Origin of the sequence: Pseudomonas simiae (assembly GCF_900111895.1) — a bacterium.
Lineage (GTDB): Bacteria > Pseudomonadota > Gammaproteobacteria > Pseudomonadales > Pseudomonadaceae > Aquipseudomonas > Aquipseudomonas simiae.
Window position 1 is genome coordinate 123,947 of the sequence record NZ_FOKB01000005.1, and the last position, 25,688, is coordinate 149,634.

Here is a 25,688-nt window from a genome sequence, read left to right on the forward strand (position 1 = left end):
GGAACTTGGGGGACGTCGGCAAGCACTCGACGTTCCCCAGCTCCAACAGGGTCAGGCGAGGTCGACCAAGACAATTTCGCTGTCTTCAACCGCTGTCACTCGCAACACCTGCTCGTCTTCAACCGCCACACCATCTCGAGCTTGTGCACGCAAGCCATTGACTTCAATGAGTCCGGTCGCCGGCACCAGATACGCCCGACGCCCGTTGTCCAGCCGGTATTCGGCAGTTTCTCCAGCCCTCAGGTTCGCCGCCACCAGCCGTGCATCCGCACGAATGCGCAAGCTCTCGCTGTCCCCGGCCTTGCCACTGGCCAGCGTCACAAAGCCCTCGCGTTCACCCTTGGGAAACGGCTTGGCACCCCAAGACGGCGGTAAGCCGGCCTCGTTCGGAATGATCCAGATCTGGAAAATCTGGGTCGGCGTGTCTTCCAGGTTGTACTCGCTGTGGGCGATCCCGGTGCCTGCGCTCATCACCTGTACATCACCGGCTTCGGTGCGACCCTTGTTGCCGAGGTTGTCGGCATGGCTGATCGCGCCTTCACGCACGTAGGTGATGATTTCCATGTCGCGGTGCGGATGCTGCGCGAAGCCAGTGCCCGGCGCGATAATGTCATCGTTCCATACCCGCAGGTTGCCCCAGTGCATGCGCTCGGGGTCGTGGTACTCGGCAAACGAGAAGTGGTGATGAGCGTCAAGCCATCCGTGGTGGGCGCCGCCCAGGGATTTGAAAGGTCGAAGTTCAAGCATGATCGTCTCCTGTGAATGGCTCTATGATCCTGCAGCTCATAATCGATAAAAAGCGTAAAAACTGCCTTATTCCTATCGGCTAATTAGATTGGTCGCTGGGGTTTTGACTTTCAGTTCATCGCCTAACTGCATGACTGCAAAGCAATTGGCTGGAACTCGGCGTCGATTCCGGCGACCATGGCGCACTTGTCTGAACCCAGCTCATCGCAGGAGTCCGCGTGTCGCAACAAAAGCCTGATCTTCCTCCCGAACTGCGCCCTTTGGCTGAAATGCCGCTATTCAAACGCTTGGCTGCACGCCTGTTTGGCCATGGTCTGACGCGTCTGCGCGCCCAGCACCGGTTCTCCTGGCTGCACGGGCAGGCCGACGGTTTTCGCAGCGGGCATGAGGCGGGCGTGGAGTATGGCTACCGCGAAGGTAAGGCCGAGGGCATCGAGGAAGGTCGTCAGGTGCTATTGATTCGTGACTTCCGCCCGGATGAACACCGAGCGCCGGGCGTGGATGACAGTCTGTTCGATGATTGGCGCCTGCCGCTTACCGCCGAGCTGAAGAAACGCATGAAGGCCGACGTTGCGCGATTGCTGCCGGCTCATGCCCAGCCCAGCGCGGCGCAATGGAAGATGATTTTCAGCGAAACGCCTTCAACCTCAGTGATCGCCGGGGCCGGTGCCGGCAAATCCACGTCGCTGGTGTTGCGCATTTTGCTGCTCACCCATTACCTGGGCTTTGAGCTGAGCTCGATGACGGTGGTGACCTTCACCCGTGAATCGCGCAAGGACTTCATCAACAAACTCATGGAAATTCTCAACCTGTGGGGCCAACCCCTGGGTGTGAAAGAAGCCCAAGCCGTGGTGCGTACCTTTCACTCGCGCATTCTGCCCATGGTGCGCAGTCTCCCGGGCTTTGAGCGCCTGCAAGCCTTCGAAAACCTGAACTCGGGTTTTGAAGACGCCGACAGCAACCCCTTCGACCTGCGTATCAACGAAGCCCAGCGCCAGCAGATGAATGCCTGCTATCACCGGCTGCACAGGGAACACCCACGGTTCCGTGAGCTGATTGCGCCGCTGGCGCGCCACGGCCTGCAGCTAAAGGCGTTGGAGCGCGATCACCCGGATGTGCAAAAACGCGTGGCTGTTACTGAGCTGGCCGCCAAGCGCGATGAAGAACTCTGCGATGTGATTGAGGACCTGTGGTTCCGTGCAGGTGCGTGGCCGATCAAGGGCATTGAACCCAACCGCCAGACCATAGAAATCAACGGCGCGCAATTTCACTGCCATGGCTATATCCCCGAGCTGGATGCCTGGGTAGTGCTGGGCTTCGATTCACGGGAAAACCCGCAGACCAGCCGACCTCACTCAAAGCTTTCGGTGCGCGCAGAGTGGGCGGTAAAGCGCACGTTGTTTCAAGCTTTCTGTCATAAGCCATTGATATGGCTGGATAGTTATGAATCATCAAAGCGTTTGCTGAGCAGTGTGGCCGGTGACGCCATGGCCGGTCCCGGCTTTGATTACAAGGTCAAAGGCGAGTTGGCGTCAGCGCCGCTGCTGGACAGTTTCGTCGCGGCCGCCGGATTTATCGAGAACCTCGGCCTGGACGTACCCACCGCTGTCGGGCAGATGAGCTTTGCCAAGGATGACCCGGACCGCTTCTTCTTTGAAGCCTTGAGCATCTTCTGGAAGGCCTTGGAAGATCACCTGCTGGACCAATCGCCACCGATCATGACCTATAACCGGATGTTCTCGCTGTTCGGCGAAAACACCCCGGAAAACCTCAAGCTGCTCAGTGATCCGCTGCTGCGGCCGCTGTCGCACCTCATGATCGACGAATTCCAGGACATTTCGCCGCAGATTGTCTCGTGGATCCGCGCCAGCCTGCGCGAGATCCGCAGCCGTGGCCCTTCGATGCATATCGGGCGCGGCGCCCAGCGCTCATCGTTGCTGTGTGTAGGGGATGACTGGCAGTCGATCTATGGCTGGCGGGGCAGTTCGCCCAAGTACTTCATGGCCTTCGACAAGGAGTTCCCATCGCCGTCTACTACCCGCGTGATGTTGGGCGAGAACTACCGCAGTCACCAACACATCATTGATGCGGCCGAGCACATCGTGCGCGCCGCACCGGCGATTCCTGGCAAGAAAGCCAAGGCCAGTGGCGCGCCCCAGGCCTTGGTGCCGGTCAAGGTGCTGGAACGGGACGACGCGGCATTGGGTCGGCAGCTGTCGGAGCATTACCAAAAGGGCGATTCGATCTTGATGATTTGTCGAAAAAGTGGCGATAAGTCATTGATTCAAGAGCATATTAGCTCTGTAGTTAATGTGGATTCTAGCTTGCCGCCCCAGGCACGCAGGCTGAAGCAATTGACCTATCACAGTGCGAAGGGCCTGCAGGCGGACGCGGTGTTTATGCTTGGGGATTGCCAGCATGTCACCAGCTCGCCGTATAAAAACCAGGTATACCGGATGGCGGGCCTGGGCAATGCTGGCGACAGCGAGCCCTATGACAATGCGCAAAAGGACGAAGTGCTGCGCCTGGCCTATGTGGGCATCACCCGCGCCGTGAGCCATTGCTATTGGTACGTGGAAAAGCCCGAAGGCCAGGCAGTGAATGTGCCCAAGGCGTCGGAGCGGGTGGATGGCAAAAAAGCCTTCTTCGATGATCAACGCAACTGAGGGTGCACCGCAGCTAGCCTGTGAGCGGGCTTGCGAGTCAGGCCCTCAGGGACTGCGGCGGCACAAACGACTCCAGCTCATCCTCCACCGCTTCGATGATGCGTTCCACATCGGCGGCATTCATTACTGTGGCGCAGGGGATGCCGGCGATGGCGATCAGCGTCTCGCCGCTGGCGCGGTTGAACAATCGAACGATCATGCTGCCGGGCGCGTCCATGCTGCCCTCAAAGCCCATTGGATGGAAATGCCAGCGCATCAACTGGCAGGCGTTGGGGAACGTCACTTTGTTCATGTTGCCCACCTTGTTCATAGAGCGCTTCCTTTAGCTCGTGGCAGGGGGGCCATGACCTTCACTGGTCATGGCGTTCAAGCATTCAAAATAGCATCCGTTCGCAATCGCAAGGTGACTTTTTCGGCCCCGTCTGGCGGTTGTTTTGCGTTAGGTTGATACAGGTCATGTCCTGCTTGAGGTTGGGCAATAGGCCATTAGTCAGAAGAGCCCACTGGCCATTGAAGACTCCGGCAAAATTCGGCAATCTTCACGGTTTACCCGCCGCAGAGCCCTCCATGCCTGACATCGCTCCAGACGATGATTCCCAGCAATCCCACGCCACACGCGAGCTGGTGCTACGCCACCACCTGTGTTGGCGCCATCGGGACCTGGAGGGCGTAATGTCCTACTACCATCCGGACATCCAGTACCACGACTTTTTCCAGAACCGTGTCGTCGGTTACGCCGAGTTGCGTGAATACCTGCAAGCCAGCATGCCGCGCGAGGCCGACGAAGCGATCGAGCACAGTGATCGCATCCGCGCCGATGGCGACACCGCGTTCATCCAGTACCGCATCACCTTGCGTGGCGGTCACGGGCTGGTGTCATTCCGCACCAGCGAAGCCATCACGGTACGTGACGGGCTGATCTGGCGGGTCAATGAATACGCGTCCCTGGTGCATGAGCAGCCCGCCCAGGCCGCGCGGCCTTCGGTCAGCCGCCTGGGCTTGTCGCCCCAGCAGTTGGGGCACATGGCCAATGACCTGCAGCAGTACTTCCAGCACAAACAACCCTACCTGGACCCGGAACTGGACCTGCAGCGGGTTTCAAAGGAATGTGGCTACAGCCGCAATCAGATTTCCTACCTGCTGAACCAGGTGCTGGGGCAAAGCTTCTATCGCTACGTCAACCAGGCCAGGCTCCAGCACTTGCTGGCGGCGCTGGACAAGGCCGTCCCGCCGATAAAGGTCGACGACCTGGCATTCGCCGCGGGTTTCAACTCGCTGTCGGCGTTCTACAGCGCGTTCCGCCAGCACACCGGCCAGTCGCCCAAGGCCTACGTCAAACAAATTTCCCTGCGTGCACGCGCGCAAGACAGCCCCTGACACCGCGCTCTAGGATCCAACCTATCGAAACGAGGTAGGGGATCCCGGCATGCCGGCATGGCGCAACATCAGCTTATGGATGGACCAGTTGGACGAGCCGCTGCACGCGCGGCCGTCGCTGGAACATGACCTGGACGTCAACGTGGCTATTATCGGTGCCGGCTATACCGGGCTGTGGACCGCGTACTACCTGAAACGCCAGGCGCCCGAACTGAACATCGCGATCATCGAAGCCCAGACCGCCGGCTTTGGTGCCTCCGGACGTAACGGTGGCTGGTTGATGGGTAACGTGCTGGGTGAAGACCGCCTGTTGGCCGGCCTGAGGCCAGAACAACGCCGCGCCTCGTTTGACCTGCTGCATGCCATCCCCGATGAAGTGGCCCAGGTGCTGGCGCGTGAAGGCATCGACTGCGACTACCGCAAGGGCGGCGCCCTTTACTGCGCCGCGCGTTACCCTGAGCAGGAAGTCAGCCTGCGTCGCTACTTGGACAAGCTCTACGCCCAGGGCCTGACCGAAGCCGACTATCGCTGGCTCAGTCCGCCACAACTGGCCGAACAGATTCGCATCGCCAAGCCTTATGGCGGTATCTATGCGCCGCACGTAGCGACTATCAACCCCGCCAAGCTGGTGCGCGGGCTGGCGCGGGTGGTCGAGCGCATGGGCGTGACGATCTACGAAAACAGCCCGGCCACGCACTGGCAGTCGGGCAGTGTGCGCACGGCCAAGGCCAGTGTTCGTGCTGCCTGGGTGGTGCCGGCAGTGGAGGGCTATGCCAACACCTTGCCGCTTTTGGGCCGTTACCAACTGCCGGTGCAAAGCTTGATCGTCGCCACCGAGCCGTTGCCGGCCAGTACCTGGGAGGCAATCGGCCTGAGCCATGGCCAAGCCTTTGGCGAAAGCAGCCGCCAGGTTACCTATGGCCAGCGTACGGCGGACAACCGCCTGGTGTTCGGCGCCCGTGGCGGTTACCAGTTTGCCGGGAAGCTGCGCCACGACTTCGATCTGACTGACAGCGAGGTCGAGCTGCGTCGCTACCTGTTCGGTGAGCTTTTCCCACAGCTCAAGCACGTGAACATTACCCATTCCTGGGGCGGCAACCTGGGCATGTCGCGCAATTTCCGACCGCACATGCTGTGCGACCACAAAACCGGCATCGCGCTCTCGGGCGGGTATGGCGGCGAGGGCGTCGGCGCCACCAACCTGGGTGGCCGCACCCTGGCCGACCTGATCCTGGGCCGCGACACTGCGCTGATCCATCAACCCTGGGTGATCCGCGAACGTGGCCTGGACGCACTCAAGCCCTGGGAACCCGAACCCTGCCGCTGGTTGGGCTACAACGCGATCATTCGCAGTTTCGTCCATGAAGACCAGGTGTTGGCCAACCCCAATACCGCCCCTTGGCGCCGCAAGCTGGCGACCGGCGTGGCCGGGTTCATGGAAGGTTTCATGCACTAAGTCGTTTCACTTACACGGGAAAACCCATGAGCATCACTCAATTCAAAGACACGCTGAACGCCCACCTGCCGGACTCGTCGCCCGTCGCCGTGCCCCTGGGTGAGCCCATCGCCGTGGCCTCGACCCTGAGCGTCGAGCGCAACGACGGTGTCGAGACCGGCATCTGGGAATGCACCCCAGGCGTCTGGCGTCGACAGATCAAATCCCAGGAGTTTTGCCACTTTATCCAGGGCCGCTGCACCTTTACCCCTGACAACGGTGAAGTCGTCCACATAGAAGCCGGTGATGCACTGATGTTGCCGGCCAACAGCACTGGTATCTGGGATATCCAGGAGACCGTGCGCAAGACCTACGTGTTGATTCTGTAACGCTTTGATCCTTGATCGCCTGCCATAACAACAGCCCTAAAACCGCCAGGAAATCGAACCATGAAAGCCATTGCCCTGTTGCCCTTGATGTTGGTGGCCTCTATCGGCCAGGCCGCCGAGACGGTGAAAATCTACAACTGGTCGGACTACATTGCGCCGGACACCACCAAGAACTTCCAGAAAGAAACCGGCATCGGTTTCACCTACGATGTGTACGACAGCAATGAAACCCTGGACGGCAAGTTGATGACCGGTCAATCCGGCTACGACGTGGTGTTCCCGTCCAACCATTTCATGGCCCGGCAGATCCAGGGCGGCGCGTTGAAGAAGCTCGACAAGAGCCAGTTGCCCAACTGGAAGAACCTCAACCCGGTGCTGCTCAAGGCCCTGGAAAACAACGATCCGGGCAATGCCCATGGCTTCCCGTACCTGTGGGGCAGCACCGGCATCGGCTACAACATCGATAAGGTCAAGGCGGTCTTGGGTGACAACGCGCCGGTCGATTCCTGGGACTTGATCTTCAAGCCGGAGAACATGGCCAAGCTGCAGAAATGCGGGGTGGCGATTCTGGATAACGGCCCGGAGCTGCTGCCGGCCGCGCTCAACTACCTGGGTTTGCCGCACCACAGCAAGAAGCCCGAGGACTACAAGAAAGCGGAAGACCTGCTGATGAAAGTCAGGCCTTATGTGGCGTACTTCCATTCCTCGAAATACACCGCGGACCTGGCAAACGGCGATATCTGCGTGGCGGTTGGGTTCTCCGGCGACATCCTGCAGGCTGAAAGCCGTGCCAAAGAAGCCAAGAACGGCGTGAACATCGGCTACAACATTCCCAAGGAAGGCGCCGCGATCTGGTTCGACATGGTCGCCATGCCCGCCGATGCGCCCAACGAGAAAGCTGGCTATGCGTTCATGAACTACCTGTTGCGCCCGCAAGTGATGGCCAGCATCACCAACTACGTGCATTACGCCAACGGCAACCAAGCCGCCGACAGCCTGGTGGACCCGGCGATCAAGGCCGACACCAAGATCTACCCGAGCCCCGAGATGATGGGCAAGCTGTTCGCGCTGGAAGCCATGCCGCTGAATATCGACCGGGGGCGCACGCGGGTATGGAACACCATTCGCACCGGTAAGTAAGTGCGACGCCCGCCCCCTGTGGGAGCGGGCTTGCCCGCGAATACGGAATGTCAGTCAATAGATCGGGCGACTGGTGTACCGCATTCGCGGGCAAGCCCGCTTCCACATTTAAACCGAGTACAACCTCGGGCTCAGGGGTTTTCCAGGTCATGCCCCAACGACTGGATAAATAACGAAAACAGCTCCGGCTGTGATGAGATATCCAGCTTCGCGTACAAATGCCGACGGTGCACCTTCACCGTATCCGGCGAGATGTTCAGGCGCTCAGCCATGGCCTTGGACGAGAACCCGCGCAGCACCAGGCGGGCGATTTCCAATTCGCGCTCCGATAGCACGCCGCAGCCAAACTGACTCAATGCATCCCTGATCTGGCTGTCCATCGCCGGCGCTCGCTGGGTGCTTTGCTGCCAGTGCTGCTGCATCAACGGCAGTACCCAGGCCGCCACGGTGGTCATCAGCCCGGTCTCTTCAAGGCTGAAGCGTCGCTGCATGCCCAGCGACAGCGATAAGGTCCCCGCACCCGGCAATTGCAGAATGAACTGCACCTCGTCTTCCAGCACGTTGTCGTGGAAGTAATTGAGGAAGTATTCACTCTGGCGAAAGTGGTCCGGCGCCACTTCCTCCAGGCGATACACACCGCTGGCATACCCCTCACGGCAGGCCTGGAAAAAGGGGTCGAGCAAATACAAGCCATTGAGGTACACCAGCATCGACGCTGGTTTGCTGCTGGGCTGGGCGTCGTATTCTTCGAGGGCCTGGGGCGGCCCCTCCAATGGGTAGAAGATCGCCAGGGCGTTATCGAAGGGCAGGCACTGGTGCAGCAACAACACCAGCTGTTTCCAGAAGCGCTCGGTGCCGATGTGCGCGACGGTGCGGCCCAGGCCGGCGTGCATGCCGACTTCGCGAAACAGGCTCATGTGACAGGCTCCCACCCACAAAACATCGGCCAAGGGTTCGGCTTTTGCCGGGTGGCGTCAAGGGGAGTACGCCAATAGGGGAATTGGCTGATATGAACGTCGCGTTTATCGTCGCCATCATTCAGCGGGAAACATAGCCCGTGACTCATCAGACTTTTCGTTTCTGCCTCACACCAAGAACAACGACAGAGGATAACGATATGAGCACTTCCCCCACGCCCGATGGCGTGCTGAAACCCACCTTGAGTGTCTTCGATGTAGTCGCCATTACCGTATCGGCGGTGACGCCGGCCAGTTCCGTGTTTGTGATTGCGCCCTTTGCCATCCAGCAGGCGGGTAGCGGGGTGTTCCTGGCGTTCGTGATGGCCGGTCTGCTTGCCTTGATGTTTGCCTTTTGCTACGCCGAGCTGGGCCGTGCACACAACAGCGCCGGGGGCGAGTATGTGTACGCCAAGCGCGTGTTTGGTGGCATGGCGGGTTATGCGACGTTCCTGACCGTGCTGGTGATGTTGCTGTTTATCCCGCCGGTACTCGCCACGGGAGCCGCGACTTACCTGAACAACGCGCTGGGCACGAAGTTTGACTCGCAAACCGTGGCGCTGGTGATCGTGGTGTGCAGCTACGCCCTGGGCATCCTCAATATCAAGCTGAATGCCTGGATCACCGGCACCTGCCTGCTGCTTGAAGTGGCGGCGCTGCTGGTGATCGTGGTGATCGGTTTCGGCAACCCGGTGCAACCGGCCAGCGTGCTGTTCCAGCCGCAGATCGTCGAAAACGGCGTGCTGCACCTGGCGCCCTGGGCCCTGGTGATCGGCGCGGTGGGCATCGGTCTGTTTTCCTACAATGGCTATGGTCCGGCGGTGTTGCTTGCCGAGGACATGAAGTGCGGCGGCAAAGGCGTGCACAAGGCGGTGCTGTGGTCCCTGGGGCTGGTGGTGATCATCGAACTGGTGCCCATCACCGCGTTGTTGATCGGCGCGCCGTCGCTCAGTGAAATGATCAGCAGCCCGGACCCTATCGGCTATCTGTTGACCAGCCACGGCAATGAAACCCTCTCGCGGTTGGTCAGCGCCGGGATCTTCCTGTCGGTGTTCAATGCCATCGTCGCCATCGTGATCCAGATCGGCCGCGTAGTGTTCAGCAGCGGCCGCGATGCGCTGTGGATGCCGAGCATCAACAAACTGTTCACGCGCATTCACCCGCGCTGGGATTCGCCGTGGTTGGCTACGCTGTTCCTGGCGATTCCTTCGGCGCTGCTCAGTTTCAGCTCCAACCTGGCCGACCTGACCTCGTTCAGCGTCTTGCTGATCATGCTGGTGTACCTGGTGGTGGCGTTGAGTGCGTTGATGAGCCGGGTGCTGCTGCGTGATCGCGAGCATCCCTATCGCATGCCGCTGTGGCCCCTGCCGGCGTTGGTCGCGGTACTGGGCGCGGGCTATCTATTGGTCACCTTGGTGGCGGCGGCCTCGATCCGCGACATCATGATCATTGTCGGCTTGCTGGCCCTGTCGGTGATTCTGTATTGCATCAGTGGCCGGTTGAGTCCGGTCTTCCAGAAATTGTAAGGAGTGGTTATGCGCGCACGTCAATTGGGCATCACGTTGGGACTGGGTACGCCCGGTGAGTGGAACGCCATCACCGATGTGCCGGGAATCCGGGTCGGCCACAGCACGATCAAGACGCTTGTCGACGGCAAGCACGTGCGTACCGGCGTCAGTGTGATCCAACCGCGCGCTGGCGAGGCGCGCCAGCAACCGTGCTTTGCCGGCTATCACGTGCTCAATGGCAATGGTGATGCCACCGGCCTTGAGTGGATCAACGAAGCAGGGCTGTTGACCACGCCGCTGGCCATCACCAACACCCACAGCATTGGCGTTGTGCGTGACAGCCTGATCGCCCTGGAGCGCGAACGCGTGGCGGACCCGGCGGTGTACTGGTGCATGCCGGTGGTGATGGAAACCTATGACGGTCTGCTCAATGATATCTGGGGTCAGCACGTCGGCCCCGAGCATGTGCGTGAAGCCGTGGACAACGCCGAAACCGGTCCGGTGCAGGAAGGCGCAGTCGGTGGCGGAACCGGCATGATCTGCCATGAGTTCAAAGGCGGCATTGGCACGGCTTCGCGATGCTTGCCGGCAGAGCAGGGCGGTTGGACCGTCGGCGTGCTGGTGCAGGCCAACCATGGCAAGCGCCAGGAACTGCGGGTGGATGGCTACCCGGTGGGGCGCCGGTTGATGGAGATTGCGTCGCCCTTTGCCGAACAGGGTACGCCAGGCATGGGCTCGATCGTGGTGATCCTTGCTACCGACGCGCCGTTGTTGCCGCACCAATGCCAGCGCCTGGCGCAACGCGCGTCCATCGGCATTGCACGTACCGGGGGCGGTACCGAGGACTCCAGCGGCGATCTGTTCCTGGCCTTTGCCACCGGTAACCGCGATTTGCCAGCGGCGGATTACGGGCGCAAGGGCCTGCCTTTCAGCAGCGCGTTGCAGATGGTCAATAACGACCATATTTCGCCGCTGTTCAGCGCTGCGGCGGAGGCGGTGGAAGAGGCCATCATCAATGCGATCTTGGCCGGAGAGGACATGCTCACCGATCAAGGTGTCCTGGTGCCCGGACTGGAGGGTGAAACGCTGTTGGCGGCCTTGCACAAGACGGGGTGGAGTGTGTCCCGGTAATCGGGGGCACCTTAAGTTATTAATTCAAGTAGTGGCTGTTTAATGTTGCCAATGACACCCTGCCAATATATTGGATCCACAATTAACAGCGCCGCTCTAGTTAAACGGCGTTAGTGCTATTTAATATTTAAATAAGTGGAGGTGGGTTTTCGGCGGGCAAACCCAAGTTAACCCAGCAAACACGGCGCGGAACTTTATTTGGGTTGATGATGAGTCAGGTTTTGCCGCTGGAAAAGATGTAGACGAAAGATTTCAAGTTGTGTCAGTTTTCTTACGCCTTCAAAAGAGGCGAGTGATAGGACGATCTCGCCCGCGAGGTTCCTATCGAAAAAAGACTGATGCACTTGCACACAAGGAAGTACGTTTATGTCAAAAGTAAAAGACAAGGCTATCGTATCGGCGGCGCAAGCCAGCACCGCTTACTCGCAAATCGATAGCTTCAGCCATCTGTACGACCGTGGCGGCAACCTCACGGTCAATGGCAAACCCTCCTACACCGTTGATCAGGCAGCCACCCAGCTGCTGCGCGACGGCGCCGCGTACCGGGACTTTGACGGCAACGGCAAGATCGACCTGACCTACACCTTCCTGACCTCGGCCTCTTCGAGCACCATGAACAAACATGGCATCTCGGGCTTCAGCCAGTTCAACGCACAGCAGAAAGCACAGGCCGTACTGGCCATGCAATCCTGGGCGGACGTAGCCAAGGTCACCTTCACCGAGAAAGCCAGCGGCGGTGACGGGCACATGACCTTCGGCAACTACAGCAGCGGCCAGGACGGCGCAGCGGCCTTCGCCTACCTGCCCGGCACCGGCGCAGGCTACGATGGCACGTCGTGGTACCTGACCAACAACAGCTACACGCCGAACAAGACCCCGGACCTGAACAACTACGGCCGGCAGACCCTCACCCACGAAATCGGCCACACCCTGGGCCTGGCTCACCCTGGCGACTACAACGCCGGGAATGGCAACCCGACCTACAACGACGCGACCTATGGACAGGACACGCGTGGCTACAGCCTGATGAGCTACTGGAGCGAGAGCAATACCAATCAGAACTTCAGCAAAGGCGGCGTCGAAGCTTACGCCTCCGGCCCGCTGATCGACGACATTGCGGCGATCCAGAAGCTCTACGGCGCCAACTACAGCACCCGTGCCAGCGACACCACCTACGGGTTCAACTCCAACACCGGGCGTGATTTCCTTAGCGCAACGTCGAACGCCGACAAGCTGGTGTTCTCGGTGTGGGACGGTGGCGGCAACGACACCCTGGACTTCTCCGGCTTCACCCAGAACCAGAAGATCAACCTCAATGAAGCGTCGTTCTCCGACGTGGGCGGCCTGGTGGGCAACGTGTCCATCGCCAAGGGCGTGACCATCGAGAACGCTTTCGGCGGCGCCGGCAATGACTTGATCATTGGTAACAACGCGGCCAACGTGATCAAAGGCGGGGCCGGCAACGACCTCATCTACGGCGGCGGCGGAGCGGACCAGCTGTGGGGCGGCGCGGGCAGTGACACCTTTGTGTTCGGTGCCAGTTCCGACTCCAAGCCTGGGGCGGCGGACAAGATCTTTGACTTTGCCTCCGGTTCCGACAAGATCGACCTGTCCGGCATCACCAAGGGCGCAGGCCTGACCTTCGTCAATGCCTTCACCGGGCATGCCGGCGACGCTGTGCTGACCTACGCCGCAGGCACCAACCTGGGCACCTTGGCAGTGGACTTCTCCGGTCACGGCGTGGCGGACTTCCTCGTCACCACCGTCGGCCAGGCTGCGGTCAGCGACATCGTGGCGTGATGCACGGGCGCGGCGCTTCGGCGCCGCGCTTTACCGATGGAGCGTGAACATGCAGCGTTTTTTCAAAATGATCACCGGCGTATTGCAGGTGATGTTCGTGTCGGCAGGAGCCCACGCAATGGCGAGCAGTCTTGTATTACCCACCACCGCCCAATTGGCGGGCCACTGGCAATTGCATCAACACGATCAGGTGTGTGCGCTGGACCTGCTGGAGCAAGCGAATGCCTTGGCTGGCGATGTGGCCTGTGTGGCGCAGTGGCTCGGTGATAAACCCTTGACTTGGTCGCCGACGCCGGATGGCATCTGGCTGATGAACGCCGAAGGCAGCGGCATTACTCACCTCAATCGGCAGAAAGAGGGTGAATATACCGGTCGCACACCCACCGGTCTTGAAGTTGTATTGCAACGCGCACCTTAGTTGCCGTTATAAGCTTATAACTTGAATATATTAGTTGGCCGCTCCGTTATGTGGGGCTGGGGCAACTATTGCGCGCAATTTGTTTCAGGGAAGATCAGAAAACATGGCGAAGTCCCATGCCGTCGCGCCGTTATTCAAGGCGCTGGGTGAATACAAACGTATTTTGATCAGTGTTGGCTGTTTTACGGCATTGATTAACCTGCTGATGCTGGTGCCGTCGATTTATATGCTGCAAGTGTATGACCGCGTGCTGTCCTCCCAGAATGAAACCACCCTGGTGATGTTGACACTGATGGTCGTGGGGTTCTTTGCGTTTATTGGCACGCTTGAGGCGATCCGCAGTTTTATCGTTATCCGTATCGGCAGCCAGTTGGAGCGGCGTTTCAACCTGCGTGTGTACAAGGCCGCGTTTGAGCGCAACCTGCAACGTGGGCAGGGACATGCCGGGCAATCCCTTGGCGATTTGACCCATATCCGCCAATTCATCACGGGACCGGCGCTGTTCGCGTTTTTCGATGCGCCGTGGTTTCCCCTCTACCTGTTTGTGATCTTCCTGTTCAACGTATGGCTGGGCGTGCTGGCCACCGCGGGCGCAGTGCTGTTGATCGGCCTGGCGTGCCTGAATGAATACCTGACCAAAAAGCCGTTGGGCGAGGCCAGTGGTTATTCCCAGCAATCCACGCAATTGGCCACCAGCCACTTGCACAATGCCGAAACCATCCAGGCCATGGGCATGCTCGGTGCGCTGCGCCAACGTTGGTTTGCAGTGCATTCGCAGTTTCTCGGCTTGCAGAACCAAGCCAGTGATACCGGCTCAGTCGTGACCTCGCTGAGCAAATGCCTGCGCCTGTGCCTGCAATCGCTGGTGCTGGGCTTGGGGGCATTGCTGGTGATCAAGGGCGATATGACCGCCGGGATGATGATCGCCGGTTCCATTCTGATGGGGCGAGTGCTCAGCCCCATCGACCAGTTGATTGCGGTGTGGAAGCAATGGAGTTCGGCCAAGCTGGCCTACCAGCGGCTGGATGATCTGTTGCGCGAATTTCCGCCGGAAGTGGAGCAGATGAAGCTGCCGGCGCCCAAAGGTCAGGTCAGTTTCGAACAGGTCAGCGCGGGCCCGCCCGGCCGGCGTGTGGCGACCTTGCATCAAGTCAGTTTCAACCTGATCGCCGGTGAAGTGCTCGGCGTTCTGGGGGCATCGGGCTCCGGCAAATCGACCCTGGCCCGTGTGTTGGTGGGGGTATGGCCGACCCTGGCGGGCACCGTGCGCCTGGATGGTGCGGACATTCACCGCTGGGACCGCGACGACCTCGGCCCCCACATCGGCTACCTGCCCCAGGACATCGAACTGTTCAGCGGCAGCATTGCCGACAACATCGCGCGTTTTCGCCAGGCTGATCCTGAATCCGTGGTACGTGCCGCGCAGCAGGCCGGCGTGCATGAACTGATCCTGCGTTTACCTCAAGGCTACGACACGGTGCTGGGCGACAACGGCGGCGGCCTGTCGGGCGGTCAGAAACAACGGGTGGCGTTAGCGCGCGCCCTGTACGGCGGGCCGCGCCTGATCGTGCTGGACGAGCCCAACTCTAACCTCGATACCGTTGGCGAAGCGGCCCTGGCCAGCGCCATTGTGCAGATGAAAGCCCAGGGCAGCAGCGTGGTGCTGGTCACCCATCGCTCGTCCGCGCTGGCCCAGGCCGACAAGCTGCTGGTGCTCAGCGAGGGGCATTTGCAGGCATTCGGGCCGAGTCAGGAAGTGCTGCGGGCGCTGTCCGGCCAGCAGGAGCCGCCTAGAGAGAAACCGGGCGTGAGTTTCAGTCGTCAGTACCAGGCCGGAAGGAATCCAGGCGCATGAGCAGCATCACTTTTGAACAACGCGACGCGAACTTCTTCGCGCGTATGGGCTGGCTGCTGACGGTGGTCGGGGCTGGCGGTTTTTTCCTGTGGGCCAGCCTGGCGCCGTTGGACCAGGGGATTCCGGTGCAGGGCACCGTAGTGGTATCGGGCAAGCGCAAGGCGGTGCAAACCCTGAGCCCCGGCGTGGTCAGCCGGATTTTGGTGAAGGAGGGCGAACGGGTGAAGCAAGGCCAGCCGCTGTTTCGTCTCGACCAGACTCAGCACCAGGCCGACGTGCAGTCCCTGCAAGCCCAGTACCGCATGGCCTGGGCCAGCGTGGCACGCTGGCAGAGCGAGCGCGACAACCGGGCCAGCATCCTCTTTCCGCCTGAACTGAGCGCCAATCCCGACCCCGCCCTGGCGCTGGTGCTGGAAGGTCAGCGTCAATTGTTCAGCAGCCGTCGCGAAGCCTTTGCCCGGGAGCAGGCCGGTATCCGCGCCAATATCGACGGCGCCACCGCACAGTTGAACGGCATGCGCCGTGCCCGCAGCGACCTGACCGCCCAGGCCCAATCCCTGCGCGATCAACTGAGCAATCTGCAACCCTTGGCCGACAATGGCTACATCCCGCGCAATCGGCTGATGGACTACCAGCGGCAGTTGTCTCAGGTGCAACAGGACCTGGCGCAGAACACCGGCGAAAGTGGCCGGGTAGAGCAGGGCATTCTCGAATCGCGATTGAAACTGCAGCAGCACAGTGAGGAATACCAAAAGGAGGTGCGCAGCCAGTTGGCCGATTCGCAACTGCGTAGCCTGACCCTGGAGCAGCAACTTACCTCGGCGGGGTTCGACCTGCAGCACAGCGAAATCAACGCGCCGGCAGATGGCATCGCGGTCAATCTCAGCGTGCACACCGAAGGCGCCGTGGTGCGTGCCGGTGAAACCCTGCTGGAAATCGTGCCCCAGGACACGCGCCTGGAGGTGGAAGGGCACTTGCCGGTGCATTTGGTCGACAAGGTTGGCACCCACCTGCCGGTCGACATCCTGTTCACCGCCTTCAACCAGAGCCGCACACCGCGTGTGCCGGGGGAGGTCAGCCTGATTTCCGCTGACCAGATGCTCGACGAAAAAACCGGCGCGCCCTATTACGTGCTGCGCACCACGGTCAGCGAAGCGGCCCTGGAAAAACTCCACGGGCTGGTGATCAAGCCGGGCATGCCCGCCGAGATGTTCGTGCGCACCGGCGAGCGCTCGTTGCTCAATTACCTGTTCAAGCCGCTGCTCGACCGTGCCGGCTCCGCGTTGACCGAGGAGTAGGCATGAAGCACATGTTTATCGCCTTGCTGTTGACCAGCGCGAGTGCCCAGGCCGCCATGGGCCCGTTCGATGTCTATGAGCAGGCCTTGCGTAACGATCCCGTTTTCCTTGGCGCCATCAAGGAGCGCGACGCCGGTCTGGAAAACCGCGCCATCGGCCGCGCCGGGCTATTGCCGAGGCTCTCGTACAACTACAACAAGGGCCGCAACAATTCCCAAGCGACCTTGCCGGACGGGCGAGGTGGCAATTACCACGACGACCGCAACTACAACAGCTACGGCTCTACCTTCAGCCTGCAACAGCCGCTGTTCGACTACGAGGCCTATGCCAATTACCGCAAGGGCGTGGCCCAGGCATTGTTCGCCGATGAAAGCTTTCGCGACAAGAGCCAGGCGCTGCTGGTGCGGGTGCTGACGTATTACACCCAGGCGTTGTTCGCCCAGGACCAGATCGACATCGCGCGTGCCAAGAAGAAGGCGTTCGAACAGCAATTCCAGCAGAACCAGCATTTGTTCCAGCAAGGCGAGGGGACTCGCACGGACATTCTGGAAGCCGAATCACGCTACGAATTGGCCACCGTCGAAGAGATCCAAGCCTTGGACGAACAGGATGCGTCCCTGCGGGAACTGGGCGCCTTGATCGGCGTGCAGAGCGTCAACATCCATGACCTGGCCCCGCTGAACCAGGGGTTTGCCGCGTTCACCCTGACGCCGGCCAACTATGACACCTGGCATGAGCTGGCGATCAGCAACAACCCCACGCTGGCCTCCCAGCGCCAGGCTCTGGAAGTGGCGCGTTATGAAGTTGAGCGCAATCGCGCCGGGCATTTGCCCAAGGTCACGGCCTATGCCAGCTCGCGACAACAGGAGTCCGACAGCGGCAACACCTACAACCAGCGCTATGACACCAACACCATCGGCGTCGAAGTCAGCCTGCCGCTGTATGCCGGTGGCGGTATCTCCGCGTCCACGCGCCAGGCCAGCCGCGCCATGGAGCAGGCCGAGTACGAACTGGAGGGCAAGACCCGCGAAACCCTGATCGAACTGCGTCGGCAGTTCAGCGCCTGCCTGTCGGGGGTGAGCAAGTTGCGTGCGTATCAAAAGGCACTGGTGTCTGCCGAAGCGCTGGTGGTGTCGACCCAGCAAAGCATCCTCGGCGGCGAGCGGGTCAACCTGGATGCGTTGAACGCCGAGCAGCAGCTCTACAGCACCCGCCGCGACCTGGCACAGGCACGGTATGACTACCTGATGGCCTGGACCAAATTGCATTACTACGCCGGCAACCTGCGGGACACCGACCTGGCAAAAGTCGATGAGGCCTTCGGCCCCATGAAGTAGGCCTCTATAACAACAATAAGGATGGTTTCTATGATCACCGATTCGCCGCGTTTCAAACCGTTTACCGCCACCTCCTTGCTGCTGTTGTCCGTTGCGGCGCAAGCGGCCTACACCGAGAACGGCCAGCCAGGGAACGCCGCCAGTTGGCGTTCCAGCGAGTTCCAGAGCGACTGGGGGTTGGGACGCATGAAGGCGGATGAAGCCTACGCTGCCGGCATTACCGGCAGCGGGGTAAAGATCGGCGCACTGGACTCAGGCTTCGATCCCAACCATCCGGAGGCCTCCAGGGATCGTTATCACGCCGTCAGCGCCAGCGGCAGTTACGTCGATGGCAGCGCCTTCAGCACCACCGGCGCGCTTAACCCTAACAATGATTCTCACGGTACCCATGTTACCGGCACGATGGGCGCAGCCCGCGACGGCGTGGGCATGCACGGCGTGGCGTACAACGCACAACTCTACGTGGGCAATACCAACGCCAACGACAGCTTCCTGTTTGGCCCGACGCCCGATCCCAAATACTTCAAGGCGGTGTACAGCGCCCTGGTGGATTCCGGTGTGCGGGCAATCAACAACAGCTGGGGCAGCCAACCCAAGGATGTCAGTTACCGCACCCTCGCTGACCTGCATGCGGCCTACGCCCAGCACTACAACCAGGGCACCTGGCTGGATGCGGCGGCGGACGTGGCCAAAGCCGGTGTCATCAACGTCTTCAGCGCCGGCAACAGTGGTTACGCGAACGCCAGCGTGCGCTCGGTGTTGCCGTATTTCCAGCCGGAATTGGAAGGACACTGGCTGGCGGTGTCGGGCCTAGACAAGGCCAACAACCAGAAATACAACCAGTGTGGCATTGCCAAATACTGGTGCATTTCCACCCCCGGTGCGTTGATCAACAGCACCATCCCCGACGGCGGTTATGGCGTCAAATCCGGCACTTCGATGTCGGCGCCCCATGCTACCGGCGCGTTGGCGCTGGTGATGGAGCGCTACCCCTATATGACCAACGAGCAGGCGTTGCAGGTGTTGTTGACCACCGCCACGCAGCTCGATGGTTCCCTCACCCAGGCGCCCACGACCACCGTAGGTTGGGGTGTGCCGGACCTGGGACGGGCGATGCACGGCCCGGGGCAGTTACTCGGGCCTATGAACGTCAGCCTCGCGGCCGGGCAGGGCGATGTATGGAGCAACGGCATCTCCGACCAGGCCTTGCTGCGGCGCCAGGCCGAGGACGCTACCGAGCACAGCGCTTGGCAGCAGACCCTGATCGACAAGGGCTGGCAAAACGGCGTGGGCGCCAGTGCCAGCCAGCAGGACCAAACGGACTACGCTGTCGGCACGGCACGCGATCAAGCGGCCGCGACGCGCATCTATGAAGGCAGCCTGATCAAGTCCGGCGCGGGTACGCTGGTACTCAGCGGCGACAGCACCTATCGCGGGGCGACCACCGTCAACGGCGGGTTGCTGGCAGTCAACGGCTCGCTGACCTCTGCGGTGACGGTCAACGACAGCGGCACACTGGGCGGCTCCGGGCGGATTGCCGCGCTGTCGGTTCACCAGGGTGGCCGCGTAGCACCGGGCAACTCCGTGGGCACCTTGCAGGTGGCGGGTGACGTGAACCTGGGGGCAGGTTCGGCCTATGCGGTGGAACTCACGCCCACCGACAGCGACCGTATCGTCGCCGGCGGCAGGGCAATCCTGGGCGGCGGCAACGTCACCCTGGCTTTGGAAAATAGCCCGACCCTGCTTAGCGGCGCGCAGGCGCAAAGCCTGATCGGCCGCCAGTACACCATCCTGCAGGCGGTGGGGGGTATCCAGGGCCAATTTGGCCAGGTGTTGCCCGACTATCTGTTCCTCGGGGGCACCCTCGCTTACGCCACCGACGGCGTGCAGTTGGACGTGGTCCGCAATGACGCCACCTTCGCCAGCGTGGCGGCGACCCGCAACCAACGCAACGTAGCCGCTGCCGCCGAGCAATTGGGCGCGGGCAACCCCGTGTATGAAAGCGTGCTGCAGTCGGATTCCATTGCGGTCGCGCAACAAGGCTTGCAGCAACTGTCCGGGGAGATCTACCCGGCGATTGGCGCCATGCTAATCAACGACAGCCAGTCGCTACGTGACGCCGTGGGCGAGCGTTTGCGCCATGTGCCGGTCAACGCTGAAAGCAACCTGTGGCTCAAGGCACTTGGCGCCTGGGGCAAGGCCGACAGCCGCAGTGAGACGGCGGGTTCAACCACGTCCCTCGGTGGTTTGCTGGGCGGCGTGGAGGGTGCGCTGGACGAGCAGACTCGCGTGGGGCTGGTCGCCGGTTACAGCGATAGCTCATTGAACATGGGCAGCGGTACACACTCCTCGGCGTCCATCGACAGTTATCACCTCGGCGCGTATGCCGGGCGCGAGCTGGGCGATTGGCGCGTCAGTGCCGGTGGCGCCTACAGCTGGCATCGCGGTGATGTAAAGCGTGATCTGCACTACGGCGCTGTCAGCGGTAAACAGAACGCCAAGCTGGATGCGCACACGGCGCAACTCTTCACCGAAGCGGCCTACCGGATACACCTGCAACCCTTGGCACTGGAGCCGTTTGCCAACCTGGCATATGTGCACCTGGACAGTGAGGCGTTCCATGAAAAAGGCGCTGCTGCGGCGCTGGAGCGTGGTAGCGATCGCCGGGACGCCGTGCTCAGCACGCTTGGCATGCGCGCGCTGAAAACCGTTGCCCTCAATGATCACCAACAGCTGCAGCTTTCTGGCTCGCTGGGGTGGCAGCACAGCCTCACCGCCATTGAATCCGAAGAACACCTGGCGTTTGTTGCCGGCGGGCCTTCATTCGCCGTGCGCAGTTCGCCCTTGCTGCGCGACGCCGCGCTGGTGGGCGTGCAGGCCAGCTTGGCGCTGAGCCCGGTCACGCGGGTCAACCTCGATTACAACGGCCAATTGGGTGGCCGGGAGAAAACCCAGGGTGTGGGGCTGAGCCTCAACTGGCAATTCTGAAGCGATTTACACACGTGCAATAAGAAAACTAAGGAAGGTCACCGTGAATACACGCAAGTCAGGGTTAACTACCGCCATCCGCACCGCCCTGGGCTATCCGCTCAAGGCCAACCGCAGCGTGCCATACGGTGCGTTACTGTGTTGCCTGGCAAGCCTGGGTACCGCCCAGGCCGCACCCTATGTGGAAACCGGCAAGCTGGGCGATGCCGCCAGCTGGCGCAGCAATGAGTTCAAGGCCGACTGGGGCCTGGGCGCTGTGCATGCGGATACCGCGTATGCCGCCGGCTACACCGGCAAAGGCGTCAAGCTGGGGATCTTCGATCAGCCGGTGTATGCCCAGCATCCGGAGTTCGCCAGCCCCGGCAAGGTGGTGACGATTGTCACCGAGGGAATTCGCCAATACACCGACCCGTACATTCCGGTGAAGGCCGGCGATGCGTTTCGTTATGACGGCACACCGTCCCTCGGTTCCAATGGCAAGCTCGGCAACCACGGAACCCACGTCGGCGGAATCGCCGCGGGTAACCGCGATGGCGGGCCGATGCACGGCGTGGCCTTTGATGCGCAAATCATCAGCGCCGAGAACGGTGACCCAGGTCCGGAAGACGGCATCATCCTCGGCAACGATGGCGCGGTGTACAAGGCCGGCTGGGACGCCTTGGTCGCCAGCGGCGCGCGGATCATCAACAACAGCTGGGGCATCGGCATCGGTGACCAGTACGCCAAGGGCGGGCGCGACCCGGCTTTCCCGAATTTCACGGTCAATGAAGCGCAGGCGCAGTTCAATAACATCCGGCCGATCCTCGGAACGATCGCCGGTGGCGCCTACCAGGGCGCGATCGACGCGGCCCGCAGCGGCGTGCTGACGATCTTCGCCGCCGGTAACGACTACAACCGCAATAACCCGGACGCGATTTCGGGGCTGGCGTACTTTGTGCCGGAGATTGCACCCAACTGGCTGTCCGTTGCGGCCTTGCAACAGAACCCGGACACCGCGAGCGCCGATCCGTATGTGATCAGTACGTTCTCTTCACGTTGCGGTTATGCGGCGAGCTTTTGCGTGTCGGCCCCCGGTACCAAGATCTACAGTTCCGTCATCAACGGCACCAACCTGGACAATCTCACCACCGATTACGCCAACTTCAACGGCACGTCCATGGCGGCGCCCCATGTGGCCGGCAGCGCGGCCGTGCTGATGGAACGTTTCCCGTACATGAGCGGCGACCAGATTTCGACGCTGCTCAAGACTACCGCCACCGATCTCGGCGCACCGGGCATCGACTCGCTGTACGGCTGGGGCATGATCAACCTGGGCAAGGCGATCAATGGCCCGGGGATGTTTGTCACGGCCGAGGACATCCCGGCCGAGTTCCGCATCGACGGCGCCTATGGCAGCGGGCAGTTTGTCGCGGATTTGCCGGGCGTGGGCGCGATTGTCGATGCCGGCAAGCCGACTCAGCGCATCTGCAACGATGTGCATTGCGGGCTGGACCTGTGGAGCAATGACATCGCCGGGCACGGCGGCCTGACCAAACAGGGCATTGGCACGCTGATACTCACCGGCACCAATACCTACAGCGGCCCGACGTTGGTCAACCAGGGCCTGCTGGCGATCAATGGTTCGGTCACCTCGCCGGTGACCGTGAGCCAACGTGGCGTGGTCGCAGGCTCAGGGCGCATCGGTTCACTGCTGGCGAAAGCCGGCGGCACGGTAGCGCCGGGCAACTCCATCGGCACCTTGAACGTGGCGGGGGATGTGACGTTTGAGGCCGGGTCGACCTACGCCGTGGAGCTGTCGCCCACCAACAGCGATCGTATTGTGGCGGGAGGCACCGCCACGTTGAACGGCGGCACGGTAACCCTCGCGCTGGAAAACAGCCCGACGCTGCTCAGTGGCGCACAGGCGCAAAGCCTGATCGGGCGCCAGTACAACATCCTGCAAGCCGCCGGCGGAGTTAGCGGCAGCTTTGGCGCGGTGCTGCCCAACTACCTGTTCCTTGGCGGCAATCTGAACTATGCGGCCAACGGCGTGCAACTGGACGTGGCGCGTAACGCCAACAGTTTTGCCAGCGTGGGGGCCACGGACAACCAGCGGGCCGTGGCCGCCTCCGCCGAGCAGTTGGGCGCGGGCAATGCCGTGTATGAGAGCCTGCTGCTGGCGCCGGATGCTGCTTCGGCGCAAGGTGCTTTCCAGCAACTGTCGGGGGAAATCTACCCGGCACTGGAAACCGCCCTGGTCAATGACAGCCGCTATGTACGCGAAGCCGTCGGCGAGCGCCTGCGCAATGGAGAGATGGGTGCGACCAGCGAGACCGTCGACACCCGTGGCAACGTGTGGGTGAAGGCCTTGGGCGCCTGGGGCAAGACCGACAGCCGCAGCGACACTGCCGGCTATACGACCTCCATCGGCGGCATGCTCGCCGGGGTGGACGGTGCACTCGACGAGTCCACGCGCATCGGCCTGGTCGCGGGCTACAGCGATACCTCACTGAACATGGGCAGCGGCACGCATTCACGTGCGTCGGTCGACAGCTACCACTTCGGCGCCTATGCCGGGCATGAGATCGGCGCCTGGCGCTTGAGCGGGGGTGCCACCTACAGCTGGCACCGCGCAGACGTGAAGCGCGACCTGCAATACGGCGACGTCTCCGGCAAGCAGAAAGCCAAGGTTGATGCACGCAGCACCCAGGTGTTCACCGAGGCGGCCTATCGCATCAACGTGCAACCGTTGGCGCTGGAGCCATTCGCCAACCTGGCCTATGTGCACTTGGACAGCGATGGTTTCACCGAAAAAGGTGACGCTGCGGCGCTTGAAAGTCGCGACGATACCCGCGACCTGGTGCTGAGCACCCTGGGTATGCGCGCCCTGAAAACCTTCAATGTGAATAACCACCAGCAGTTGGAGGTGTCCGGCACCCTGGGCTGGCAGCACACCCTGAGCAGCACTGACTCGGAGCAGCACCTGGCCTTCGCCTCGGGCGGACCTTCGTTTGCCGTCGAAAGTGCGCCGATGGCGCGTGATGCCGCGTTGGTCGGTGCACGGGTGAGTCTGGCGTTAAGCAAGGAAGCGCGGGTGAACTTCGACTACAACGGCCTGCTGTCCAGCAAGGACAAAGCCCATGGGGTGGGCTTGAGCCTCGATTGGGCGTTCTGATGATTGCTACTTGGCTTTCTCGACATTCAACAACAAGAGAGGCGGCACCATGGGTATCTTTGATTATAAAAACCTCGGGACCGAGGGCTCAAAAGCATTGTTCGCCGATGCCATGGCGATCACGTTGTATTCCTATCACAACCTGGATAACGGCTTTGCCGTGGGGTACCAGCACAACGGCCTGGGGCTGGGCTTGCCAGCTACGTTGGTCGGGGCGCTGTTGGGCAGCACGGACTCCCAGGGCGTAATCCCCGGCATCCCCTGGAACCCGGACTCCGAAAAAGCCGCGCTGGACGCGGTACACAAGGCCGGTTGGACGCCCATCAGCGCCAGCACCCTGGGTTACAGTGGCAACGTCGATGCGCGAGGCACCTTCTTTGGCGAGAAGACGGGCTACACCACGGCCCAGGTCGAGGTGCTGGGCAAGTACGATGACGCCGGAAAACTGCTGGAAATCGGCATTGGTTTTCGCGGCACTTCGGGGCCTCGGGAAACCTTGATCAGCGATTCCATCGGTGACCTGGTCAGCGACCTGCTGGCCGCCCTGGGCCCCAAGGATTACGCGAAGAATTACGCCGGGGAAGCCTTCGGCGGTTTGCTCAAGAATGTGGCCGACTACGCCAGCGCCCATGGCTTGAGCGGTCACGATGTGGTGGTCAGCGGCCACAGCCTGGGCGGGCTGGCAGTCAACAGCATGGCCGACCTGAGCAACAGCAAGTGGTCGGGGTTCTACAAGGACGCGAACTACGTGGCCTACGCCTCGCCGACCCAGAGTGCCAGCGACAAGGTGCTCAACATCGGCTACGAGAATGACCCGGTGTTCCGTGCGCTGGATGGCTCATCCTTCACCCTGTCTTCCCTGGGTGTGCACGACACCCCCCATGACTCCACCACCGACAATATTGTCAGTTTCAACGACCACTACGCCTCGACGCTGTGGAATGTGCTGCCGTTTTCCATTGTCAATTTGCCGACTTGGGTTTCGCACCTGCCTACCGGGTACGGCGATGGCCTGAGTCGCGTGCTCGACTCCGGGTTCTATGAGCAAATGACCCGCGACTCCACCGTGATCGTCGCCAACCTGTCCGACCCGGCACGGGCCACCACCTGGGTGCAGGACCTCAACCGCAATGCCGAGCCGCATAAGGGCAATACCTTCATCATCGGCAGCGACGGCAACGACCTGATCCAGGGCGGCAAGGGTGCGGACTTTATCGAAAGCGGCAAAGGCAATGACACGATTCGTGACAACAGCGGGCACAACACCTTTTTGTTCAGCGGTCAGTTCGGCCAGGACCGGATCATCGGCTATCAGCCAAGCGATCAATTGGTATTCAAGGAGGTAGAGGGGAGTGCTCAATACCGTGAGCAGGGAGGGGACACAGTGATCAGCTTCGGCGCAGATTCGGTGACATTGGTGGGGGTCAACGGGTGGTCGGGGGAGGGCGTTGCCATCGGTTGATGAGGGTCAGTGGGGGCCCGGCCCCCA

The 25,688-nt window shown here is 61.3% G+C and carries 18 protein-coding genes; 15 read left to right on the plus strand and 3 right to left on the minus strand.

The features are described 5' to 3' along the window. Positions 1-51: 51 nt before the first annotated feature. Positions 52-747, minus strand: a complete 696-nt coding sequence (locus BMZ57_RS17350) for a pirin family protein (protein ID WP_010210541.1) — start codon at positions 745-747, stop codon at positions 52-54. A gap of 218 nt (positions 748-965) precedes the next feature. Between BMZ57_RS17350 and BMZ57_RS17355 the strand changes: the two genes are divergently transcribed. Continuing rightward, complete coding sequence (locus tag BMZ57_RS17355) at positions 966-3,413, plus strand: UvrD-helicase domain-containing protein (protein ID WP_069673074.1); 2,448 nt, start codon at positions 966-968, stop codon at positions 3,411-3,413. A gap of 37 nt (positions 3,414-3,450) precedes the next feature. Here the strand turns inward: BMZ57_RS17355 and BMZ57_RS17360 are convergent, their stop codons facing one another. Continuing rightward, the gene (locus BMZ57_RS17360) at positions 3,451-3,723 is read right to left on the minus strand and encodes a DUF1652 domain-containing protein (RefSeq protein WP_010210537.1); all 273 of its coding nucleotides are present in this window, start codon (positions 3,721-3,723) and stop codon (positions 3,451-3,453) included. Positions 3,724-3,980: 257 nt separating this feature from the next. Between BMZ57_RS17360 and BMZ57_RS17365 the strand changes: the two genes are divergently transcribed. Genes BMZ57_RS17365 through BMZ57_RS17380 form a run of 4 tightly spaced genes read left to right on the plus strand, consistent with a single transcriptional unit; the run spans position 3,981 to position 7,754 of the window. Then, entirely contained in the window at positions 3,981-4,790 is an 810-nt protein-coding gene (locus BMZ57_RS17365; RefSeq protein WP_010210536.1) for a helix-turn-helix transcriptional regulator, read from the plus strand. A gap of 49 nt (positions 4,791-4,839) precedes the next feature. Further along, positions 4,840-6,246, plus strand: a complete 1,407-nt coding sequence (locus BMZ57_RS17370) for an NAD(P)/FAD-dependent oxidoreductase (protein ID WP_044287171.1) — start codon at positions 4,840-4,842, stop codon at positions 6,244-6,246. 26 nt (positions 6,247-6,272) lie between these two features. Next, the gene (locus BMZ57_RS17375; RefSeq protein ID WP_010210534.1) at positions 6,273-6,614 is read left to right on the plus strand and encodes a cupin domain-containing protein; all 342 of its coding nucleotides are present in this window, start codon (positions 6,273-6,275) and stop codon (positions 6,612-6,614) included. A 60-nt stretch (positions 6,615-6,674) separates the two neighbouring features. Next, a complete protein-coding gene (locus tag BMZ57_RS17380; RefSeq protein ID WP_069673073.1) occupies positions 6,675-7,754 on the plus strand; it encodes a polyamine ABC transporter substrate-binding protein in 1,080 nt (359 codons plus the stop codon). A gap of 131 nt (positions 7,755-7,885) precedes the next feature. On the opposite strand, the gene BMZ57_RS17385 is transcribed toward BMZ57_RS17380, so the two are convergent. Next, the gene (locus BMZ57_RS17385) at positions 7,886-8,671 is read right to left on the minus strand and encodes a helix-turn-helix transcriptional regulator (protein ID WP_010210532.1); all 786 of its coding nucleotides are present in this window, start codon (positions 8,669-8,671) and stop codon (positions 7,886-7,888) included. Between the two features lie 200 nt (positions 8,672-8,871). Here BMZ57_RS17385 and BMZ57_RS17390 point away from each other — a divergent pair, with 200 nt between their 5' ends. The 10 genes from BMZ57_RS17390 (at position 8,872) to BMZ57_RS17435 (ending at position 25,661) form a co-directional block, all read left to right on the plus strand. Beyond that, positions 8,872-10,236 carry an APC family permease gene (locus BMZ57_RS17390; protein ID WP_069673072.1) on the plus strand — a complete coding sequence of 455 codons (1,365 nt, stop codon included), beginning with the start codon at positions 8,872-8,874 and terminating at the stop codon, positions 10,234-10,236. Positions 10,237-10,245: 9 nt separating this feature from the next. Beyond that, complete coding sequence (locus tag BMZ57_RS17395) at positions 10,246-11,349, plus strand: DmpA family aminopeptidase (RefSeq protein ID WP_021493180.1); 1,104 nt, start codon at positions 10,246-10,248, stop codon at positions 11,347-11,349. 366 nt (positions 11,350-11,715) lie between these two features. Further along, on the plus strand, positions 11,716-13,149 hold the full coding sequence (locus BMZ57_RS17400) for a serralysin family metalloprotease (RefSeq protein WP_044287175.1): 1,434 nt from the start codon (positions 11,716-11,718) through the stop codon (positions 13,147-13,149). 49 nt (positions 13,150-13,198) lie between these two features. Then, positions 13,199-13,567: an AprI/Inh family metalloprotease inhibitor gene (locus BMZ57_RS17405; RefSeq protein ID WP_010210526.1), complete on the plus strand. Its 369-nt coding sequence runs from the start codon at positions 13,199-13,201 to the stop codon at positions 13,565-13,567. Positions 13,568-13,670: 103 nt separating this feature from the next. Next, positions 13,671-15,422: a type I secretion system permease/ATPase gene (locus BMZ57_RS17410; protein WP_069673071.1), complete on the plus strand. Its 1,752-nt coding sequence runs from the start codon at positions 13,671-13,673 to the stop codon at positions 15,420-15,422. After that, a complete protein-coding gene (locus tag BMZ57_RS17415; RefSeq protein ID WP_010210522.1) occupies positions 15,419-16,720 on the plus strand; it encodes an HlyD family type I secretion periplasmic adaptor subunit in 1,302 nt (433 codons plus the stop codon). The genes BMZ57_RS17410 and BMZ57_RS17415 overlap by 4 nt, the downstream gene beginning before the upstream one ends. Positions 16,721-16,722: 2 nt before the next feature. After that, positions 16,723-18,057 (plus strand): TolC family outer membrane protein, encoded by a 1,335-nt coding sequence (locus BMZ57_RS17420; RefSeq protein ID WP_044287177.1) that lies wholly within the window; start codon positions 16,723-16,725, stop codon positions 18,055-18,057. Positions 18,058-18,087: 30 nt separating this feature from the next. Next, the gene (eprS, locus tag BMZ57_RS17425) at positions 18,088-21,045 is read left to right on the plus strand and encodes an autotransporter serine peptidase EprS (protein ID WP_069673070.1); all 2,958 of its coding nucleotides are present in this window, start codon (positions 18,088-18,090) and stop codon (positions 21,043-21,045) included. A 43-nt stretch (positions 21,046-21,088) separates the two neighbouring features. Then, the gene (locus BMZ57_RS17430) at positions 21,089-24,199 is read left to right on the plus strand and encodes an autotransporter serine protease (RefSeq protein ID WP_069673069.1); all 3,111 of its coding nucleotides are present in this window, start codon (positions 21,089-21,091) and stop codon (positions 24,197-24,199) included. A gap of 49 nt (positions 24,200-24,248) precedes the next feature. Then, on the plus strand, positions 24,249-25,661 hold the full coding sequence (locus tag BMZ57_RS17435; RefSeq protein WP_042571154.1) for a polyurethane esterase: 1,413 nt from the start codon (positions 24,249-24,251) through the stop codon (positions 25,659-25,661). The last annotated feature ends 27 nt before the right edge of the window (positions 25,662-25,688 follow it).

Coding starts and splice junctions, on each gene's coding strand:
- eprS (WP_069673070.1), top strand. CDS start 18,088: ATGATCACCGATTCGCCGCGTTTCAAACCGTTTACCGCCACCTCCTTG.
- BMZ57_RS17395 (WP_021493180.1), top strand. CDS start 10,246: ATGCGCGCACGTCAATTGGGCATCACGTTGGGACTGGGTACGCCCGGT.
- BMZ57_RS17375 (WP_010210534.1), top strand. CDS start 6,273: ATGAGCATCACTCAATTCAAAGACACGCTGAACGCCCACCTGCCGGAC.
- BMZ57_RS17435 (WP_042571154.1), top strand. CDS start 24,249: ATGGGTATCTTTGATTATAAAAACCTCGGGACCGAGGGCTCAAAAGCA.
- BMZ57_RS17380 (WP_069673073.1), top strand. CDS start 6,675: ATGAAAGCCATTGCCCTGTTGCCCTTGATGTTGGTGGCCTCTATCGGC.
- BMZ57_RS17415 (WP_010210522.1), top strand. CDS start 15,419: ATGAGCAGCATCACTTTTGAACAACGCGACGCGAACTTCTTCGCGCGT.
- BMZ57_RS17400 (WP_044287175.1), top strand. CDS start 11,716: ATGTCAAAAGTAAAAGACAAGGCTATCGTATCGGCGGCGCAAGCCAGC.
- BMZ57_RS17410 (WP_069673071.1), top strand. CDS start 13,671: ATGGCGAAGTCCCATGCCGTCGCGCCGTTATTCAAGGCGCTGGGTGAA.
- BMZ57_RS17370 (WP_044287171.1), top strand. CDS start 4,840: ATGCCGGCATGGCGCAACATCAGCTTATGGATGGACCAGTTGGACGAG.
- BMZ57_RS17405 (WP_010210526.1), top strand. CDS start 13,199: ATGCAGCGTTTTTTCAAAATGATCACCGGCGTATTGCAGGTGATGTTC.
- BMZ57_RS17390 (WP_069673072.1), top strand. CDS start 8,872: ATGAGCACTTCCCCCACGCCCGATGGCGTGCTGAAACCCACCTTGAGT.
- BMZ57_RS17420 (WP_044287177.1), top strand. CDS start 16,723: ATGAAGCACATGTTTATCGCCTTGCTGTTGACCAGCGCGAGTGCCCAG.
- BMZ57_RS17360 (WP_010210537.1), bottom strand. CDS start 3,723: ATGAACAAGGTGGGCAACATGAACAAAGTGACGTTCCCCAACGCCTGC.
- BMZ57_RS17350 (WP_010210541.1), bottom strand. CDS start 747: ATGCTTGAACTTCGACCTTTCAAATCCCTGGGCGGCGCCCACCACGGA.
- BMZ57_RS17365 (WP_010210536.1), top strand. CDS start 3,981: ATGCCTGACATCGCTCCAGACGATGATTCCCAGCAATCCCACGCCACA.
- BMZ57_RS17385 (WP_010210532.1), bottom strand. CDS start 8,671: ATGAGCCTGTTTCGCGAAGTCGGCATGCACGCCGGCCTGGGCCGCACC.